Origin of the sequence: Actinoplanes sichuanensis (genome assembly GCF_033097365.1) — a bacterium.
GTDB classification, from domain to species: Bacteria; Actinomycetota; Actinomycetes; order Mycobacteriales; family Micromonosporaceae; genus Actinoplanes; species Actinoplanes sichuanensis.
The window spans coordinates 1569477-1587625 of record NZ_AP028461.1 but is presented as its reverse complement, the minus strand read 5'-3'; the positions used below and the strand labels follow the sequence as shown (position 1 = coordinate 1587625).

The following is an 18149-nucleotide window of genomic DNA, read 5'->3' as shown; positions in this document are numbered from 1 at the left end:
AACGGCGGTGCGGAGGTCGACCATCAGGTCGGTCAGCGCAGCGGTGCGGTGGATTCGCGGGTGATCAGGCGGACCGGGAAGGTTTCGACCCCGGAGGCCGCGGTGCCGTCCATGGCCGCGGAGAGGCGCTGGGCCGCTATCCGGCCGAGGTGTTCCAGGTTGAGGTCGATGGTGGTCAGCGGCGGCCGGGAGTTGACGGCGAGGACACTCCAGTTGTCGAAACCGATCACGGCGACCCGGGACGGTACGTCGATGCGCTCCTCGTGGAGGACGTCGAGGACACCGCGGGCGATCTCGTCGGAGCCGGCGAAGATGGCGTCGACGTCGGGGCATCTGTCGAGGAGCATGCGGGTCGCGCCGCGGCCCCACGCCTCGGACCACATGCCGAACCAGACCTCGCCACCGGCCAGGGTCAGCCCCTCCTCGGTGAGCCGGTCGACGGCGCCACGGGCCCGGTCCTGGGCGGCGCTGTAGCCGGGGTCGCCGGTGATGTGGGCGATCCGGCGACGTCCACATCGGATCAGGTGGTCGACGGCGGTCCGGCCGCCACCGGTGTTGTCGGTGATCAGCGACAGGTCGACCGGGTCGTCGGACGGCGCATACGCATAGACCACCGGAACGGGCAGGTCGCCGAGGGAGGGGCGGGTGTCGGGCCGGGCACCGACCACTATCAACCCGTCGACCCGCCGGGACAGCAACGCGCGCAGGTGGTGTTTCTCCCGGATCGTGTCGCCACGAGCGTCGCAGAGGAAGACCGAGGTCTGATCGGATCCGAACGCGTCCTCGGCGCCCATCAGGATCGGGATCGAGAAACGACCCTCCAGGTCGGACGTCAGCAGCCCGACCGTGCCGCTGCGCTGGGTGATCAGGCCCTGGGCGAGCGTGTTCGGCGAGAAGGAGAGCTGCTCGGCGGCGCGGATGACACGCTCCCGGGTCTCGGCGCGGACCTGCGGCTGCCCGTTGAGCGCTTTGGACGCGGTCGCGACCGACACACCGGCGAGCTTGGCGACGTCGCGAAGAGTGGCCCTTGACAAGAAATCTTCTCCCGCATGCCGTTCTTGAAAACCTTTTCGGCCCGCTGACCGTCTGGTCAGCCTAGCCCAGCCCTCGCAACTCCGAAACACACGTCCGGCTATGGCGCGCCCTTCACCACACCGGCATCCGGCACGGCTGCATCGAAGATCATCGCCGGAGGGGGTGCGTGAGAAGGAAGCGGACGCGCGAGGGGGCGCGGTGACCGGGCGTCAGCGGCGGGCGTAGAACGGGGCGGCCCGGTTCAGCATCCAGGTGGCCTCCGAGGACTGCTCGTCGAGCAGGACTATCTCGATGTCGTGGGCCACCGGGGTGAGGCGGGCGGCCTGTTCCACCGCGGCCCGGATCTCGCGCGGCCAGGTCGGGATCTGACGGTTGGGGCGGATGCCGATCATCAGGGTCTCCGGGCCGTCGTCGATGCGGCGCAGCGCCCGGCGGGCCTCCAGCACTCCGGCCACCGCCTGAAAACCACCGGCAAGGGCCTGGAGCAGGTGGTACGGCTCCGGATGCGGATTTCCGAGGAGGATGGCGGGCGCCCGGTGGCCACGAATCCGATCGATGTTGACGGCCGCGACCGGAACACTGGTGGCCGAGCCGGGGTTGACGGCGAAGCCCAGGTCGGCGGGGATGCGTTCGGCCAGCTGACGTCCGGTGAGTCGGATCTGACGGCGATGACCGGCACCGGCCCGCGCGAGTTGCTCGGCGGAGGTGTAGACGGTCACGTAGGAGGACCCGTTGATGGTGGTGAGCGGCAGCGGCCCGGTCGTCGGCAACGGCACCCAGACCGGCTCGTCGGCGAGCGCGGAGAGTAACGCCTCCGGTGGTGACTGCCCTCGGCGTACATGCAGAAGGGTGGTTTCGAGCGTGTTGGTGGGAAACATGATCGACTCCGTCCTGTCGGCGCCCCCACCAGCAGGTACGCGGCATCAGCCACGTCGGTTCACGTTTTCAGATGGCGTCTTGACGGGCGTTTTCACTGGTGGCGACGGGAGCGTTCCCACGCCGGTCGGTGACGGCACGAGCGAGTAGCGCGATCGGCCAGAGCAGCAGGACGAGGACGCCGAGCACGAGGTATTCGGCCATCGGGACCCGCAGAAGCTCGTGCAGGTTGGCGAGCCCGCGGTTCCAGTAGACCAGGGAGGCGCCGGCCAGCCAGCCGACCAGGAGCAGCCAGCGGGTGCGGGCGCTGAGCCCGAGCCCGTGCATCTGGGTGATCACGAAGACGGCCAGGAACCCGAAGAGGAATCGGGGCCAGGCGCCGTCCGGCCCGGAGTTCATCACCGCGACCAGGGTGCCGTGCACGGCGACCATGAGTTCGAGGCTGATCGTCCACCAGCGGTTGGTGTGCGCGGTGGTGAAGAACAGGCTGCTCTGCAACAGCAGCAGGAACATGTAGAAGAACCCGATCAGGTGCCCACTCGTGGTGACCATCGGGTGGTACCAGAACGTGTAGATGATCGCCCAACTGAACAGATAACCGTGATACCGGCGGACGAAATCGACCACGACGGCGGGGATGGGCGCGGGCTTGCCGGCGATCAGGCCGCGGCGGCGGTTCTCCATCAGCAGGACGGCGACCAGCAGGAGTACGACCGAACCCTGCGAGCTGAAGATCGAGACGTCCTGCGCGAGCCCGTCGTAGAACACCTGCGTCTGGATCTCGTGCAGGGCGATGAACCCGAGGTTGGCCCCGATCGCGACGACGTTGACCGTCTTGAGCCCACGGGTCCACTGCCGCGAGCGGGTCTGCGCGTAGTAGATCAGCCCCCACGACACGATCTGGTGGGCGGCGTATCCGGTCCACGCCGACAGCCGGGTCCACGCGGTGGGTTCGGGCAGCTTCCACTCATACCAGGCGGCGCCCTGATCGGGCAGCAGCGCCACGCTCGTCAGGCCCTGGCCGAGGATCCACACCAGGCCGGTGAGCAGCGCGACCGCCGGCACACCCCACAGCAGGACCCGCTCACTACGCACCGCCGTGTCGTCGACCACACGGCGAGTATGGCGGATGTTCAGCAGACTGAACAATGGGCAGCCATCGATGGGTGGCGCCGGCTTCGCCGTTCGGCGCCGCGGTTCGGCCGTTCGTGTTACCCAGTTCTCGCCATACCGGCGTGGGCCCGGATCGACCAGGCTCTCCGACGCTGTGACGGTGACGAAGGGAATCGAGATCATGTACACCACTCGTGCCTTGCGCGGCGCGTTGCTGGCCGCGGCAACCGCTGGTGCGGCAGTGCTGGCCGCGCCGAACCCGGCACACGCCGCCGGGGGTGGCCAGGTGTGGGTGTATCCGGGAGGGACCGTCTATTACCTGGCCGCGGCGGGCGACCCGAACAACGTCGTCGTGACGCAGACCCCGACCGCCTACGTCTTGGACGACATCGTCACCATCGTGCCCAGGACCGGGTGCCGATACCTCGGCGACGACCTCACCGTCGTGGCGTGCGACCGGACACAGGTGACGTTCCTGCAGGTGGACACCAACGACGGTAACGACACGATCGTCAACGAGACGGCTCTGCCGGCGATTCTGACCGGCGGCCCGGGGGCGGACGTCCTCAAGGGCGGCACAGTCCGCGACCTGCTCTACGGCGGACTGGGCGACGACGATCTGCAGGGCCGCGACGGGAACGACTACGCCACCGGCGACGGCGGTCTGGACAGGATGGACGGCGGCGCCGGTCCGGACGAGATGTACGGCGGCCCGGACCGCGACAGTCTCGACGGCCGCGCGGGCGCGGACACGCTGTACGGCGGGTCGGACACCGATGTGATCAACGGCGGAGACGACCCGGACTCCGTCTACGGCGACGCCTCCGGGGACTTCCTCGACGGTGGTCGCGGGGACGACACGGTCTACGGCGGCGAGGGGAACGACGAGGTGTGGGCCGGCAGCGGCGGCGACTACGTCGAAGGCGGCGCCGGAGCGGACGTCCTCTACGGCGGCACGGACAACGACACCATCCTCGGTGGCAACGACGGTGACCTGCTCAGTGGTGGCGACGGCGCCGACTGGATCAGCGGTCAGGCGGGCGACGACGTCCTGAACGGGGACGCGGGTGACGACCTGATGATCGGCGAGGGAGGCGTGGACGTCCTGCAGGGCGGCGACGGCGCCGACACGCTGGGTGGTGGCCTGGGTCGCGACAAGTTGTTCGGCAACGACGGCGCGGACGACCTGTCCGGCCAGGAGGACGCGGACACCGTATACGGCGGATTCGGCGACGACTTCCTCGCCGGCGACGCCGCCGATTACCTCAACGGGGAGTCGCACGTGCTCGGTGACGACTGCGGCATCGGCCGGGTCGTCGTCAACTGCGAGTTCTGATGGATCCGGACACACCGGGCCGCGCCACCAGGAGGCGGCGTTAGCCTGGCGAGGGCCGGCATCGAGGAGACGACCATGACCGTACGCCGAGTGGCCGACGTGAACTTCGCGCAGCTCGTCGATCGTGACTTCCATCCGTCACCCGCGGCGTGGGAGGACCAGGTTCTGTACTTCCTGATGCTGGACCGGTTCTCCGACGGGCGGGAGCGCGACTACCTCGACAACGACGGCGAGCCGGTGGCCACCGGTACGACGCCGCCGCTGCGAGCCGCCGACCACGGCAACGCGATCACCACTGATGCGGACCGGGCGCGCTGGGCGGCCGCCGGCGCGGACTGGGCCGGCGGCACCCTGGCCGGCCTGCGGAGCAAGCTGGGCTACCTGCGCCGGCTCGGAGTCACCGCGATCTGGATCAGCCCGGTGCTGCGGCAGGTGCCCGGCTCGGACAGCTACCACGGGTACGGAGCCCAGAACTTCCTCGACGTCGACCCGCACTTCGGTTCCGCCGACGAGTTGCGCGATCTGGTCTCCGCCGCACACCGGCAGGGTCTCCGGGTCATCCTCGACGTGGTCGTCAATCACGCCGGCGACGTGTTCGGCTACGACCCCGACCGTTACCTCACCGAGCAGGACGGCGTCTCGTTCTTCGACCCACGCTGGGACGGCCGCCCGTACCGCGTCGAGGGTTTCCGGGACGTCGGCGGCAAGCCGCTTCTTCCGTTCGGGCCGGTAGACGACACGGCGTGGCCGGACGGCGCGGTCTGGCCCGCCGAGTTGCAGCAGCCGGGCACGTTCACCGCCCGGGGCCGGATCGTCGACTGGGATCACCATCCCGAGTTCGTGGAAGGCGACTTCTTCGGGCTCAAGGACATCGCGCTCGGCACCGGGCCGGTCGACCGGTATCAGCCGTCCCCGGCGTTACGCGCGTTGACCCGCGTGTACCAGTACTGGATCGCCTTCGCCGATCTGGACGGTTTCCGGGTGGACACGGTCAAGCACATGGACCCGGGCGCGGCCCGCTACTTCGCCTCGGCGATCCACGAGTTCGCGCAGAGCATCGGCAAGGACAACTTCTACCTGATCGCGGAGATCACCGGAGACCGGGGGTTCGCGTACCGGACGCTGGAGCAGGTCGGGATGGACGCCGCGCTGGGTATCGCCGACGTGCAGGACCGGTTGGAAGGGCTGATCAAGGGAGTCCGCGACCCCGCCGAGTACTTCGGGTTGTTCCGCAATTCCTTCGAGATCGGCAAGGACTCGGCCACCTGGTTCCGGAACCGCGTGGTGACCGGCTACGACGACCACGATCAGGTACGCAAGGGCGACCGGAAGGCACGCTTCGCGGCGGACGGCGACGGCGGGCGCCTGGCCCTCGCGGCGCTCGCCCTGAACGCCGCCACACTCGGGATCCCGTGCGTCTACTACGGCAGCGAGCAGGGCTTCGACGGCGCCGGCGGCAACGACCGATACATCCGGGAGGCGATGTTCGGCGGCGACTTCGGGCCGTTTCGCAGCCACGGCGGACACGCCTTCGACGAGAACCACCCGACGTACCGCCAGTTCGCCCGGCTCCTGGCGATGCGGCGCCGGATGCCCGCGCTGCGGCGCGGCAGGCAGTATCTGCGGGAGATCTCCGGCGACGGCCGGAACTTCGGACTGCCGCGGGTCCTCGGCGGGCGGATGTCATCCGTCGTGCCGTGGTCGCGGATCCTGGCCGACGACGAGGTTCTAGCCGCCGTGAACACCGATCCCGACCGGCCACGCACCGCCTGGGTCACGGTCGACGCCGGCCTGCACGCCGAAGGCGGCGCCATGACGTGCCGTTTCAGCACCGATCCCACCGAGGAGGGCCGGGCGGTCGAGGTGGAGTCCCGCAACGGTAAGGCCGTCGAGATCACGGTCCCGGCCGGCGGCTTCGTGCTGTACACCTGACGCGGCGCCGGCGTCGTCCGCGACCGGAGCCGCCGGCGGCACGCGCCGATCGAGAACACTTGAGTTTTTAGTAACAGGTGTGCAGGATCTTGGCATGGTTCTTCCCACGCCGCAGCCGGCGACGGATCGGCGGGTCCGCCGCACCCGTTCGGCTCTGATGAGCGCGGCGGTGGCCCTGGTCGCCGAACGAGGCACCACCGCGGTGGCCCTGTCCGACATCGCCGAGGCCGCCGACGTCAGCCGCCGGGTCGTCTACCAGCACTTCGGTGACCGGGACACGCTGCTGCTGGAGGCCGGCCTCGACCTCGCCCGCCGCGAGTTGCTCCCCGCGCTGACCGACGAGGCGCCGGTGGCGAGCCGGGAGCGGGCGCTGCCAGTAGCCCGGCATTTCGCCCAGCACCGGGCCTTCTACCGCGCGCTGCTGACCGGTTCGTGCGCGTTCGCCTTGGACCGGGGCCTGTTGCGGCTGATCCTGCCGGTCAACCGGCACGGGCTGCAGACGGTCCACGGTGACCGGCTGACCGCGCGGGCCGTCGAGGATCTCGCGACGTTCGTGACCGGCGGCGTGGGCGCGCTCGTCACCAGCTGGGTGGTGGACGGCCCTGATCCGCTGGATCCCGAGGAGTTCACCGACCGGCTGCTGGCGGCGACGTCGGTGATGATGACCGCCCTGAACGAGAGGATCGTCGATGAGCATCCTGAGCCGGATCATCCAGCGGCGCCTGCAACTGCCTCCGCCGATCACCCGTGACCTGCGGGTTCACCGTGACCTGCGGACGCCTATGCCGGACGGGACGGTGCTGCTGGCCGACCGGTGGGAGCCACGCGACGGTGAGCGGGGCCTGCCGGTCGCGTTGATCCGCACGCCGTACGGCCGTCGCGGCCCGTTCGGGGCGATACTGGCCCGGCCGCTCGCCGAACGTGGTTTTCAGGTGCTGATCCAGAGCGTCCGCGGTGGTTTCGGGTCCGGCGGCACCCTCGATCCGATGCGGCAGGAACGCGCCGACGGCCTGGCCACTCTGGACTGGGTGATCGGGCAGCCGTGGTTCGGCGACGCCATCGTGCTGTACGGCCTGAGCTACCTCGGGTACGTGCAGTGGGCCATGGCCGGTGACCTGCCGCCGGCGGTGAAGGCGATGATCCCGCAGGTCACCGAGTCGGCGTTGACGTTGGAGTTCCTGCGCGCCGACGGCCTGTCGCTGGAGACCCCGTTCGGCTGGGGTGCGCTGGTCGGCACCCAGGAACGGCCGCTGGCGATGCTACGGCAGTTCGCCCAGGCCCGCCGGACGGCGCGGGCGTTGTGGACGTTACCGCTGGGCGACGCCGACACCGCCGCGATCGGCACGCGGTCGCCGTACATCCAGGATGTTCTCGCCCACGACGCGGCGTCGCCGCGATGGGCAGACCTGGACCACCGCGAACGTGTCGCCCAGGTGGGGATCCCGGTCAGCTCGATCGGCGGCTGGTACGACATCTTCCTGCCCGGTCAGCTGCGTGACTTCCGGGCGCTGCAGCAGGGCGGCCGGCCCGCCCGGCTGACCGTCGGGCCGTGGACGCACACCGAGATGACCGGTGTGCCGGTCCGTGAGGCTGTCGAGTTCGGCCTGGCGTACGCGCGCGGCGAACAGCCGCCACCGCGGCCACCGGTGCGGCTGTACGTGACGGGCGAGGAGGAGTGGCGTGACTTCGCGTCGTGGCCGCCCGACGGGTACGCACCGCAACGCTGGCATCTGCAGCCCGACGGCGGCCTGGCGGTGCATGCGCCCACGCCGTCGCCGCCGGACCGGTACCGCTACGACCCGGCCGATCCGACGCCGGCGGTCGGTGGGGTGCGCCTGGTCGCCGACGCCGGCCGGGTCGACAACACCGCCCTGGAGGCCCGGCCGGACGTGCTGGTCTACACCGGTGCCGTGCTCGACGAGGACCTGGAGATCGTCGGTGAGGTCGGCGCGGAGATCTGGTTCGAGTCGAGCGCGGAGTTCGCCGACGTGTTCGTGCGGCTCTGCGACGTCGATCCGCAGGGCCGGTCGGTGAACGTCTGCGACGGTCTGACCAGTGTTTCCGGGGCGGGCACGGCAGGTCGGGTCGAGGTACGGCTGTGGCCCGCCGCGCATCGTTTCCAGCGCGGCCATCGCATCCGGGTGCAGGTGTCCAGTGGCGCGTTCCCGCGGTACGCCCGCAATCTCGGGACCGGGGAACCGCATCCGGTGGCTACCCGGATGGTCGCCGCGGACCAGGCCGTCCATCATGATCCGCAGCGACCGTCATCTGTCGTCCTGCCGGTTCGTGCCGGCAGAGCGTCCGGATGATCTGCCCGCGCCGGTAGGACACGGCGGGTCGTCCGACAGGGCGCCCGCCGCGGCCGGGGCGGGCGGCGGAAGCACACCGCTGTGCTGCGCGACGCCGGGTTCCCGACCCCGTCGAAACAGTCTCGACGTGTCCTGGTCGCCTGCTTCAGCCCCACCGGCCGTGGACCTTGTTGGTCCCCACGTTGAGGGTGCTGCCGTCGGGTAGCCGGACCGTGGCCTTGGCGTAGATCTCGTCCCCGGCGCCGGGGTCCTCGTTGAGCCTGCCCCCGTCGACGATGATCTCGTAGCCGTCACGTTGGGTGAAGAGCCAGTCGTCGTCCCACACGTCGGAACCGTGCACCGAGAAACTGACCACGTTCCCCACCGTGCAGCCGACGTGCAACAGGTAGTAGCCCTGGTAGGGCGGGTACGCGGCGCCGATGGTGAGGGTGCATACCGGCGTCACGGCCGCCGCCGCGGGTACCGCCGGGAGAGCACCGGTAGCCAGCCCGAAAGCCGCGGCCAGCCCGACCGCTCGAGAGAAGCGCATGATCTTTCCTAACGTCGGTGATCGTGGTGGATCCGCCGACCAGCCTTCCCGATCAGGTTCCGCGCCGATATTCCTAGAACTGGGTATACCGGCGCGGTCAGCCCTCGCCGTCCGCGGCCACCAGGCCGAGTGCTCGGGCCCGCAGCACGGTGGCGAGCCGGTCGCCGGTGCCCAGCTTGCGGTACAACGCCGCGAGGTGCTTGTGGACGGTGCCGGCGCTGATCCCGAGCCGGCGTGCGATCGCGGCGGCGGTCAGCGACTCCGCCAACAGGGCCAGCACGTCGCTTTCCCGCACGGTGATCCCGTACGTCTTCGCCGGATCGTCGCGTCGGGCCGGCGCCTCGTCGTCCAGGGCGATGCCGGTCGCCCGGGCCAGCCAGTGCGGCCGGGCACCGCAGCCGGCGAGCTTGAGCCGGGCCGCTACGACGGCCCGCGCGGCCTCATCGGGATCGCCGATCTCCCGGTGCGCGACAGCGGAGTAGAAGAGCGCCTGCGCCGTACCGAGCCGGTCCCCGGCCCGGGTGAAGAGAGCCGCCGCACGCACCGCATGCCCGGCCGCCGCCTGCGGGTCGACGTGCAGTCCGGCGTGGACCTGAGCCATCGCGATCATGCCGGCCCGCCGGGGACGGCCCGCGATGGCCGGCAGGCGGGCCGCACGGGCCGCCAGATCCGCGGCGCGCCGACGGTCGCCGGCCGCGGCCGCCGCAGCGGTCAGCACCTCGAACCATCGCGGCTGCCAGAGCGGCCGGACGGCGGGCAGATCGGGTCCCCGGCCCGCCTCCAGCATCACCTCGGAACAGCCGTCCGGGTCGCCGGCGGCGTATCGGGCCCAGCCCAGCATTCCTTCCGCGACCGCTGACTGCCAGTCCTGCACGCTGCGGCCGCGGGCCAGCGCCACCGCCTGCTCACCCAGGGTCAGCGCTTCGTCGACGTCACCGGTCCAGACCCGGGCCCAGCACTGGTAGCCGAGCACCCGGGGATACGCGTCCCGTCCTCCGGTGAGCACGACCGACTCCATGGCGTCGTCGAGCGCCGACAACGCGCGGGGAAGGTCGCCGGTGGCGCAGTGCGCCACCGCTTCGATCGTCTGCAGGGAACCGATCAGGTGACTCTGGCCGGTCGCCCGCGCGACGTGCAACGCGCGCTGCAGGTGGCGCAGCGCGGCCGGGTAGCGTTCCAGGTAGAGCTCGCCCCACCCGAGGAACAACGCGGTGTCGAGGCGCTGGGCCACCTCCTGGTCGGGCATCGCGTCGATCAGCTCCGCCGCCTCGTCCAGCCAGGCTCGGGCCTGGCCGCCGGGCCTCCCGAACGCCTGACTCGCCACCACTCCGACGCCCAGGGCGGCCGCGAGCAGGGCCCGGCTGCCGGTCTCCCGGGCGGTGCCGATCGCGGCCTCGACCGCCGTGTCCTCGGCCGGCCCGGACATCAGCGTGGTCAGTGCCTGGGCGACCCGCAGCGCACCGGCGGCGGCGGCGCTGCCGTGGTCGGGCCACTGCTGCATTTCGCGCAGGACGAGCGCGCGGGCCTCGCCGTGTTCGCCGAGCAGGTGCTGGACCATGGTCAGGAAACTCACCACGGCGACCCGGGGCTCGGTGCCGGATGGCAGCATCGCGAGGATCTGGCCGAACAGTTCGCGGCTCTCGGCCAGTCGACCGGTGATGCCGAGCGCCTGGGCCCGCAGGTTGAGCAGCTCGAGCCGGGTGTCGACGGTGCCGGGCTCCCCCGGCAGCAACCGCAGCGCCGCCTGCAGCCAATGCGCGGCCGCGGCCGGGGTGATCCGCATGGCGTCCATCGCCGCCGCCTGCAGCAGGCGCACCGCGGCCAGGTCGCCCACCGGTGCGGAGGCCTGGACGTGCGTCGCCCGGTCGGCGACGGGTGCGCCGCGCCGTCCCAGTTCCCGCGCTGCGCGGGCGTGCGCGGCCAGCCGCCAGCCCGCACCGGCCTGCTGGTATGCGGCGCTGCGCAACAGCGGATGCCGGAACCGGAAGGCGCCACCGGTCCCGTACGGCCGGATCAGGTCTCGGCCGGTCAGATCGTCCAGCGCGGGCAGCACGTCGGACAGCGGCAGGTCGGCCACGGCCGCCAGCAAGCCGACGTCGACGTCGTCGCCGGCCACCGCCGCCGCGTACAGGATTCGTCGGTGCAGGCGGTCCAGCCCGCTGAACTCGCCGGCGAGGGCGGCCGGCAGGGCGGCCTCCCCGTCGTCCGGGCCCCGGGCGAGCAGTTCCAGATGGAACGGGTTGCCCGCACTGGCCTCGTAGAGTTGCCGGAGCCGGGACGGGCTCAGCCCCGCCGGCAGCAGCGCATCGGCTTCGGCTCGGCTGAACGGGCCCACCGTGACGACGGTGGCCAGCCCACGCTGCACGGCCGCCGCCACCGCCCGGCCGAGCCGCGCCTCGACCTGCCGCGGCCGGTAGGCCAGGGCCACCAGCACGCCGCCTCGGGGTGGATGCCGGAGCAGGTGATCGAGCAACTCCAGCGAACCCTCGTCGCTCCAGTGCAGATCGTCGAGGATCAGCACGAGCCCGCTGTCGCTCGCCATCGCCTCCAGCAGCGCCCGGACCGCCCGGTGCACCCGGTACCGTTCGCCGGGCAGCAGTGGCGGCCCGGCGGTGTCGTCGGGCCTGACCAGTCCGGGGAAGACGGTCCCCAGCAGCCGGACGTCGGCGTCGTCGAGTGCCTCCGACCAACTGCCGACGTGGTCGGCGAGGGCGTTCTTGACCGTGCCGAACGGCACCTCCCGCTCGAATTCGGCCGCCCGGCCCGCCAGCACCAGGCAGCCACGGCGGCTTCCGTCCGCGCCGAGTTCGCCGAGCAGCCGGGTCTTTCCGATGCCTGGATCCCCGCTGATCGCGACCACGACCGGGCCGCGCGCGCTCCGGTCCAGCGCGGCGCGCAGGACCGCCAGCTCCGCCTGCCGCCCGACCAACGAGTTTTCCACTCGCACCCTCCCGGCTTACGCATCGGCCCCCCGATGCGCCGGGCGATCCTATCGATGACCGTGAGAGCCGGATCAGCGCGGTCCGGGGTCGCCGTGCCGGCGGCGTCCCCGGACCGCTTCACCTGACGTCGGCCAGGCGCGGTGCTTCAGACCAGGTCACAGCCACTCTTGCTGAGCGTGCCGGAGCCACGGCAGGTGTCGGTGCCGGTGCCGCCGTTCAGGGTCTGCGAGGTGCCGGCCTGGGCGTCGAGCAGATCGTCGCCGCCGTTGCCGTACAGCTTGTCGTTGCCGCCCCCGCCGTAGATCTCGTCGGGCTCGCCGTTGCCGGAGATCCGGTCGCCGTTCGGGCTGCCGATCACCCGTTCGAAGTCGCCGTGCACGTTGTGCTGGGCGGAGGGTACGGGGCAGCCGATCCAGTCGTCGCACGCGGCCGCCTCGGAGCCGTCGTTGGAGTTGCCGTCCAGCGAGACGTAGACCGGGATGGTCCAGGCGGTGTAGTTGAGGGTGTCGTATCCGTCGTCGCCCCAGATGTCGCCGGTGCCCTGGTGCCGGATGTAGACCGTGTCGTCGCCCCAGCCCCCGTCGACGAAACGACTGTCCTGGATGGTGTCGTTGCCGAAGCTGCCGAGCAGCCGGTCGTTGCCGTCGGCGCTCTCCAGGGTGTCATTGCCGGCCTCGCCGTGGACCTCGTCGACGCCGGACCCACCGTCCATGACGTCAGCGCCGTCGCCGCCCCAGGTCCGGTCGTCACCGGCGCCGCCGAACACGAAGTCGTGGCCGCCGCGACCCTCCAGATGATCGTCGCCTGCGTCGCCGTAGATCCCGTCGTAGCCGCCACCGCCGAGGATCCGGTCGTCGCCGTCGCCGCCGTGCACGCTGAGCCGCCGGTCGGTGTCGTTCTGCACGTAGTCGTCGCCGTCGCGGGCGTCGACGGACAGGATGAGCACCGAGAGCGGGCAGCTGATCATGCTGGACGTCGCCGACACGCAGCCACCGGACCGGCCCGGGTCCAGCAGGACGGCGCCGTCGCTGTCGTAGAAGTGGAAGACGCCTGAGCCGCTCCGGACGTAATAGTTGTTCACGACACCGTAGGCGGCCTCGACGGTCAGTCGGTTGCCGTCGACATAGGCCCACGATGTGCCGGCTGCTCGGGCGGGCGTGGCCGTGACCAGCGCCGCGGCGGTTCCCACCGCCACCGCGAGCGTCCCGGCGGCGGTCTTGCGCACTCTGGTCATGCTTCTCCTCGAATCATCGGGGTCGCACGACGGCGGTCCACCGGCCGACGTCGATGTGCGCGCTACCCCCCCAGCCCGCACATCGACGTCGTCATCGGCGCGAGTGCGCCGCAGGACCGTTCCCATGCCCCCCAGGAACCGAATCCCCGGCGGTCCTCCCCCGCCGGACCGCGGCAAGCATGCCGTCTCGCGGCACCCGCGGACCATGGGCAGAAATAGGTAGTACGAACAGGCACGCCGGATGATCATGCGCAACCCGGCCGGGAAGACTCCGCCGGGCCTTCTGCTTCAGATCGCCCCGCTGCTGCCGACATGGTTGATCGCCCACAGGCGGGTCGGCGACCGTGTAGTCGGCGGGACCGATGCCGCAAACTCCCCCGAAAGGCACCGTCATGGTCGAGTTTCCGCCGGTCGGCACGCCGGTATTTCTCACCGCCGATGCGGAGGCGACCTACCGTTCCCGGCTGGAAGAGGTCGACGGCATGCAGATCGCGGTCGCGGCGCCGCTGGAGACCACCGACCGGATCACCCTTCAGCCAGGGCAGAAGCTCGACCTGTTCTGGGCGCAGCCGCGTTCACGGGCTGTCCTGCCCTGTCGACTGGTGTCCGCCGGTGACGATGCCTCGTCACGCTGGGTTCTCGAGGCCGTCGGCGCTCCGGCGATCAGCAACCGCCGCCAGTTCGTCCGCGGTGGGGGCGGCGGCGCCCTGCACCTGATGGCGGACGAGCAGGGCCCGCTCGGTGCCCGCCTGCTGGACATCAGCGAGGGCGGACTGCGGTGCTGGACGGAGCATGCGGTGCAGGCCGCCGTCAACGACCGGATCCAGGCCGCGGTGTCGCTGCACGGCGGCAAGGTCGAGATCGACGGTGTGGTGCACGCCGTCCGGGACGCCTGGGACATGCCGGGATACAACGTGGTGATGAGGTTCCAGGCCGAGGAGCCCCTGGCGCAGTCGATCAGGCAGCACATCTTCGCGGCGGAGATCGCCGAGCGCCGCCGCGGTCAGGACTGACCCGGCCCGGTGGAAGCCACCGAGCCGGGTCCGGCGGCCTAAGCCAGCAGCTCCAGCTCGGCCACGGTGGCCGGGCCGGTGAACTCCATGCGGTAGTGGGTGTACGCGCCGGGCGACGCGACCGTGAACGGGCGGGTCTGCCGCCGCCACGGGAACGCCTGCTCGGATCGGGTGTCGAGTTCGGTCCAGGTGGTGCCGTCGGCTGAGCCGAGCAGTCGCCAGCCGGCCGGGTCGGCGCCTGCCGCCGTCGCGGAGGTGATGGTGTACTGGCCGACCTCGGCTGCCGTGGGCAGCGTCCACTCCTGTGCCGTGACGGTCGCCTCGGTCGCCGAGGAGTCGTCGGCCAGGGCGGCCGCGGTGACCGTGCCGGTCACGTCCTTCCGCGGGCGGGCCGGTTCGGACCCGGAGGTCAGCGACGGCGGCACCGCCTTCGCCCCGGTCGCCCACTTCGACGGCTTCGAGCCCATGGTGAAGTCGAGGGTGGCGCCGCCGGCGAGGATCGAGTGCGGCAGGTTCGTGGAGTTCCACGCCCGGCCGTTGACCTTCAGGGACTGGACGTAGACGTTCCGCGACGAGTTGCCGGAGGCCCGGATGACGACCTTCCGGCCGTTCTCCAGGTTGATCGTGGCCTTGGTGAACAGCGGCGAACCGATCACGTAGTCGGCGCTGCCCATCCGCAACGGGTAGAAGCCGAGGGCGGCGAACACGTACCAGGCCGACATCTCACCGTTGTCCTCGTCGCCCGGGTAGCCCTGGCCGATCTCGCTGCCCAGGTAGAGCCGGTCGACGATCTCCCGGGTCAGGGCCTGGGTCTTGGCCGGCTGCCCGGTGAAGGTGTACATCCACGGGATGTGGTGCGAGGGCTGGTTGCTGTGACCGTACTGGCCCATCCGCACGTCCCGGGCCTCGGTCATCTCGTGGATGACACCGCCGTACGATCCGAACTTGAGCCCGGTCTCCGGCGTCGAGAAGAACGTGTCCAGTTTCCCGGCGAGGGCGTCCCGCCCGCCGTACAGGGCGGCCAGGCCCTGCCCGTCCTGCGGCACGTGGAAGGCCATGTTCCAGCCGTTGGTCTCGGTGTAGTCGTAGCCCCACACCTCCGGGTCGTACTGCGACGGGCCCCACCGCCACTGCCCGGCGGAGTTCCTGCCCTGGAAGAAGCCGACCGACGCGTCGAACTGGTTGACGTAGTTGAGGGCGCGCGACCGGTAGTAGGCGGCCTCCTCGGTGTGGCCGAGAGCCTGGGCCATGTTCGCGATGCCGAAGTCGTTGATGTACCCGTCCATCGCCCAGGACATCGCCTCACCGGTGGCGTCCGACGGCGTGTACCCCTTGAAGATCGAGGTGGTCAGGCCCTTACGGCCGACGTTGTCGTTCGGCGGCGCGACCGAGGCGTTCTTGACGGCGGCCGCATAGGCGTCTTCAAGATCAAAACCTTTCACGCCCTTGAGGTACGCGTCCGCGAACGCCACGTCCGAACTCGTGCCGACCATCAGGTTCGCGTAGCCCGGCGACGACCAGCGGGAGATCCAGCCGCCGTCGCGGTACTGCTGCACGAACCCGTCCACCATCTCCCCGGCCAGTGTCGGAGTGAGCAGCGAGTAGGCTGGCCAGGTGGTGCGGTAGGTGTCCCAGAAGCCGTTGTTGACGTACACCTTGCCGTCCTTGACCTCGGCCCCGGTCTGCGTCGGCGTGCTCGGCGGTGAGGTCGTCGACGACTGGACCGCGTGCCGCCACACCGGTGCCGCGTTCGTGCCGGTGTTCTCGTGGGCCGAGTTCGGGTAGAGGAACAGCCGGTACAGACTGGAGTAGAGGGTGACCAGCTGGTCCCGGCTCGCGCCCTCCACCTCGACGGTCCGCAGCTTGGCGTTCCAGGCGGTCTCGGCGCGGTGGCGGACCGTCTCCAGGGTGTCCGCGGCGGCGATCTCCAACTCCAGGTTGTGCCGGGCCTGGTCGACGCTGAGCAGGGAGGTGGCCACCCGCAGGTTCACCGTCTCGGCGCCGACGGTGACGTATCCGGTGGCGGGCCGGTTGCCGGCCGGCAGCAGGCCGCCGCCGAGCACCGGGGCGTCGACGGTGGCGTAGAGGAACATCCGGGACGCGCCGTTGGACAGGCCGCTGCGCACGTCGGTCCATCCGGTGATCGTGCCGGTCGCCGCGTCGACGGTCAGGCCGGCGCTGTCGTTGACGTTGTCGAAGATGATGTTGCCGCCGTCGCCGGTGAAGGTGAACCGCAGCAGGGCGGCGTGGTCGGTGGGCGCCATCTCCGCCGAGAGTCCGCTGTCGAACGTGACACCGTAGTAGTGCGGCCGGGCGGTCTCGTTCTCGTGGTGGAAGGGCAGCGCGCGGGCGGTCCGGTCGGCGTTCGGGACACCGGTGCCGTCCTGCGGCATGAACTGGAAGGTCTGCCGGTCCGCCATCCACGGGCTCGGCTCGTGGCTGACCGACAGCGCCTGCAGCTGCGGCAGGTTCGCCGCGTTGTTGGCCTTGTGGTATTCGTACAGCCAGTTCAGGGTGGACGCGTCGGTCACCGGGGTCCAGAAGTTGAAGCCGTGCGGCACGGCGGCGGCGGGGATGTTGTTGCCCCGGGAGAAGCCCCCGCTCGACTGCGTTCCGCGGCGCGTCTCCACGTACCCCGCGAGGCTCTTGATCGGCTTCTGTTCCCTGACGTCGGTCAGGGTGATGTCGTCGAACCAGGCCCGCCAGGCGCTCTGCGGGCCGGACGGCTTGTCGTAGGCGACGAGGATGCGGTCGACGGTCTTGCCGCGGGCGACCGCGCCGATCCGCGACACGATCTTGTTCCACTGGTTCGCGGACAGTTTCTTCGCCGCGCCCTGCGCCTGCGGGCTGACCACGGTCCCGTGCTGGTCCCGGGCTTTCAGCGCGCTCAGGTACGTGCCGTCGGTGAAGGCCAGATCCACCGCGGTGTAGGTGGCCGGATAGCTCAGGTCACCCCGGCTGAACTCGGGGAACACCAGGTAGGAGAGCTCGGTGTCCGGCCCGATCTTCAGATCGACGTCATAGATCCGGTTGTACGTGTACCCGCGACCGTCGGTGGCATGACGTCCGGCGAACTCCAGCGAGGCCAGGCCGGAGTAGCCGACCCGCGCCTTGGCGGCCGGCGCGTTGGACGGCCCGGTGCCGATCGCGCTACGGGCCGGTTCGGCCGGTGGCGGCGTGTCGTCGCCGTTCGACAGCTGCAGGTCGGCCAGCTGCACGATGGTCGCGCCGCCGTTGGCGGTCACGGTCAGCCGGTAGAAGCCGTAGTCGCCGGGTGTCGCCACGTCGTAGGTGGTCGTGGTGCCGCGTTCGCCGAGGGCCTGCCCGGTCCGGGTGTCGACGGTGGTCCAGGTGGCGCCGTCGGCCGAGCCCTCGAGGCGCCAGTCGCGCGGGTCGCGGGCGGGCACGTCGTTCGCGGCGGTCAGGGCGTAGCGGACGACCCGTACCGGTGCGTTCAACCGGTAGGTCACCCAGCCGGTGCCGGCGAAGACCAGCCACTTGGTGTCCGGGTCGGCGTCGAGCAGGTTCTCCTTGACCTCACCGCCGCCGGTGTTCTCGCCGGACGCGGTGACCGCGGTGACCCGGTCGTTGACCGAGCCGGGGATCCCGGTTCGCAGCCGGCCGTCCACGCCGGAGACGCGTTCCGCGGTGTTCTGCCAGGTGGGCGGTGGGTCCCCGGTCTCGAACGAGGTGCTGAACCGCGGGCCCGGGGCGGCCGCGGCCGGTCGGCTCACCGCCATCGACCCCCCGGCCAGCACGAGCGACAGCAGAGCGGCGATCGGGGTACGACGCATGGGACCTCCATCGATGAGGATGATCACCCGCCATCC

General features: G+C 70.9%; 12 protein-coding genes. 5 read left to right on the top strand and 7 right to left on the bottom strand.

Annotated elements, in window-relative coordinates:
- Positions 1-32: 32 nt before the first annotated feature.
- The 3 genes from Q0Z83_RS06960 to Q0Z83_RS06950 all read right to left on the bottom strand — a co-directional run bounded on the left by Q0Z83_RS06960 (position 33) and on the right by Q0Z83_RS06950 (position 3024).
- Complete coding sequence (locus Q0Z83_RS06960) at positions 33-1034, bottom strand: LacI family DNA-binding transcriptional regulator (RefSeq protein ID WP_317792972.1); 1002 nt, start codon at positions 1032-1034, stop codon at positions 33-35.
- A 210-nt stretch (positions 1035-1244) separates the two neighbouring features.
- The gene (locus tag Q0Z83_RS06955; protein WP_317792971.1) at positions 1245-1913 is read right to left on the bottom strand and encodes an enhanced serine sensitivity protein SseB C-terminal domain-containing protein; all 669 of its coding nucleotides are present in this window, start codon (positions 1911-1913) and stop codon (positions 1245-1247) included.
- Between the two features lie 67 nt (positions 1914-1980).
- Complete coding sequence (locus Q0Z83_RS06950) at positions 1981-3024, bottom strand: hypothetical protein (RefSeq protein ID WP_317792970.1); 1044 nt, start codon at positions 3022-3024, stop codon at positions 1981-1983.
- Positions 3025-3184: 160 nt separating this feature from the next.
- Here Q0Z83_RS06950 and Q0Z83_RS06945 point away from each other — a divergent pair, with 160 nt between their 5' ends.
- The 4 genes from Q0Z83_RS06945 to Q0Z83_RS06930 all read left to right on the top strand — a co-directional run bounded on the left by Q0Z83_RS06945 (position 3185) and on the right by Q0Z83_RS06930 (position 8601).
- Positions 3185-4360: a calcium-binding protein gene (locus Q0Z83_RS06945; protein ID WP_317792969.1), complete on the top strand. Its 1176-nt coding sequence runs from the start codon at positions 3185-3187 to the stop codon at positions 4358-4360.
- A gap of 75 nt (positions 4361-4435) precedes the next feature.
- Positions 4436-6292, top strand: coding sequence for an alpha-amylase family glycosyl hydrolase (locus tag Q0Z83_RS06940; protein ID WP_317792968.1), 1857 nt, complete (start codon positions 4436-4438; stop codon positions 6290-6292).
- Positions 6293-6386: 94 nt separating this feature from the next.
- Positions 6387-7043, top strand: a complete 657-nt coding sequence (locus tag Q0Z83_RS06935) for a TetR/AcrR family transcriptional regulator (RefSeq protein WP_317792967.1) — start codon at positions 6387-6389, stop codon at positions 7041-7043.
- Complete coding sequence (locus tag Q0Z83_RS06930; protein WP_317792966.1) at positions 6982-8601, top strand: CocE/NonD family hydrolase; 1620 nt, start codon at positions 6982-6984, stop codon at positions 8599-8601. The genes Q0Z83_RS06935 and Q0Z83_RS06930 overlap by 62 nt, the downstream gene beginning before the upstream one ends.
- 145 nt (positions 8602-8746) lie before the next feature.
- Here the strand turns inward: Q0Z83_RS06930 and Q0Z83_RS06925 are convergent, their stop codons facing one another.
- The 3 genes from Q0Z83_RS06925 to Q0Z83_RS06915 form a co-directional block, all read right to left on the bottom strand.
- A complete protein-coding gene (locus tag Q0Z83_RS06925) occupies positions 8747-9130 on the bottom strand; it encodes a hypothetical protein (protein ID WP_317792965.1) in 384 nt (127 codons plus the stop codon).
- A gap of 97 nt (positions 9131-9227) precedes the next feature.
- Positions 9228-12071, bottom strand: coding sequence for a helix-turn-helix transcriptional regulator (locus tag Q0Z83_RS06920; protein WP_317792964.1), 2844 nt, complete (start codon positions 12069-12071; stop codon positions 9228-9230).
- 146 nt (positions 12072-12217) lie between these two features.
- Complete coding sequence (locus Q0Z83_RS06915; protein ID WP_317792962.1) at positions 12218-13306, bottom strand: calcium-binding protein; 1089 nt, start codon at positions 13304-13306, stop codon at positions 12218-12220.
- 392 nt (positions 13307-13698) lie between these two features.
- Here Q0Z83_RS06915 and Q0Z83_RS06910 point away from each other — a divergent pair, with 392 nt between their 5' ends.
- Positions 13699-14319, top strand: a complete 621-nt coding sequence (locus Q0Z83_RS06910) for a PilZ domain-containing protein (protein ID WP_317792961.1) — start codon at positions 13699-13701, stop codon at positions 14317-14319.
- Between the two features lie 38 nt (positions 14320-14357).
- Here Q0Z83_RS06910 and Q0Z83_RS06905 read toward each other — a convergent pair whose 3' ends face one another.
- Positions 14358-18059 (bottom strand): GH92 family glycosyl hydrolase, encoded by a 3702-nt coding sequence (locus tag Q0Z83_RS06905; RefSeq protein ID WP_317797045.1) that lies wholly within the window; start codon positions 18057-18059, stop codon positions 14358-14360.
- Positions 18060-18149 lie beyond the last annotated feature (90 nt).

Coding starts and splice junctions, on each gene's coding strand:
- Q0Z83_RS06905 (WP_317797045.1), bottom strand. CDS start 18,059: ATGGCGGTGAGCCGACCGGCCGCGGCCGCCCCGGGCCCGCGGTTCAGC.
- Q0Z83_RS06930 (WP_317792966.1), top strand. CDS start 6,982: ATGAGCATCCTGAGCCGGATCATCCAGCGGCGCCTGCAACTGCCTCCG.
- Q0Z83_RS06955 (WP_317792971.1), bottom strand. CDS start 1,913: ATGTTTCCCACCAACACGCTCGAAACCACCCTTCTGCATGTACGCCGA.
- Q0Z83_RS06915 (WP_317792962.1), bottom strand. CDS start 13,306: ATGACCAGAGTGCGCAAGACCGCCGCCGGGACGCTCGCGGTGGCGGTG.
- Q0Z83_RS06910 (WP_317792961.1), top strand. CDS start 13,699: ATGGTCGAGTTTCCGCCGGTCGGCACGCCGGTATTTCTCACCGCCGAT.
- Q0Z83_RS06940 (WP_317792968.1), top strand. CDS start 4,436: ATGACCGTACGCCGAGTGGCCGACGTGAACTTCGCGCAGCTCGTCGAT.
- Q0Z83_RS06925 (WP_317792965.1), bottom strand. CDS start 9,130: ATGCGCTTCTCTCGAGCGGTCGGGCTGGCCGCGGCTTTCGGGCTGGCT.
- Q0Z83_RS06935 (WP_317792967.1), top strand. CDS start 6,387: ATGGTTCTTCCCACGCCGCAGCCGGCGACGGATCGGCGGGTCCGCCGC.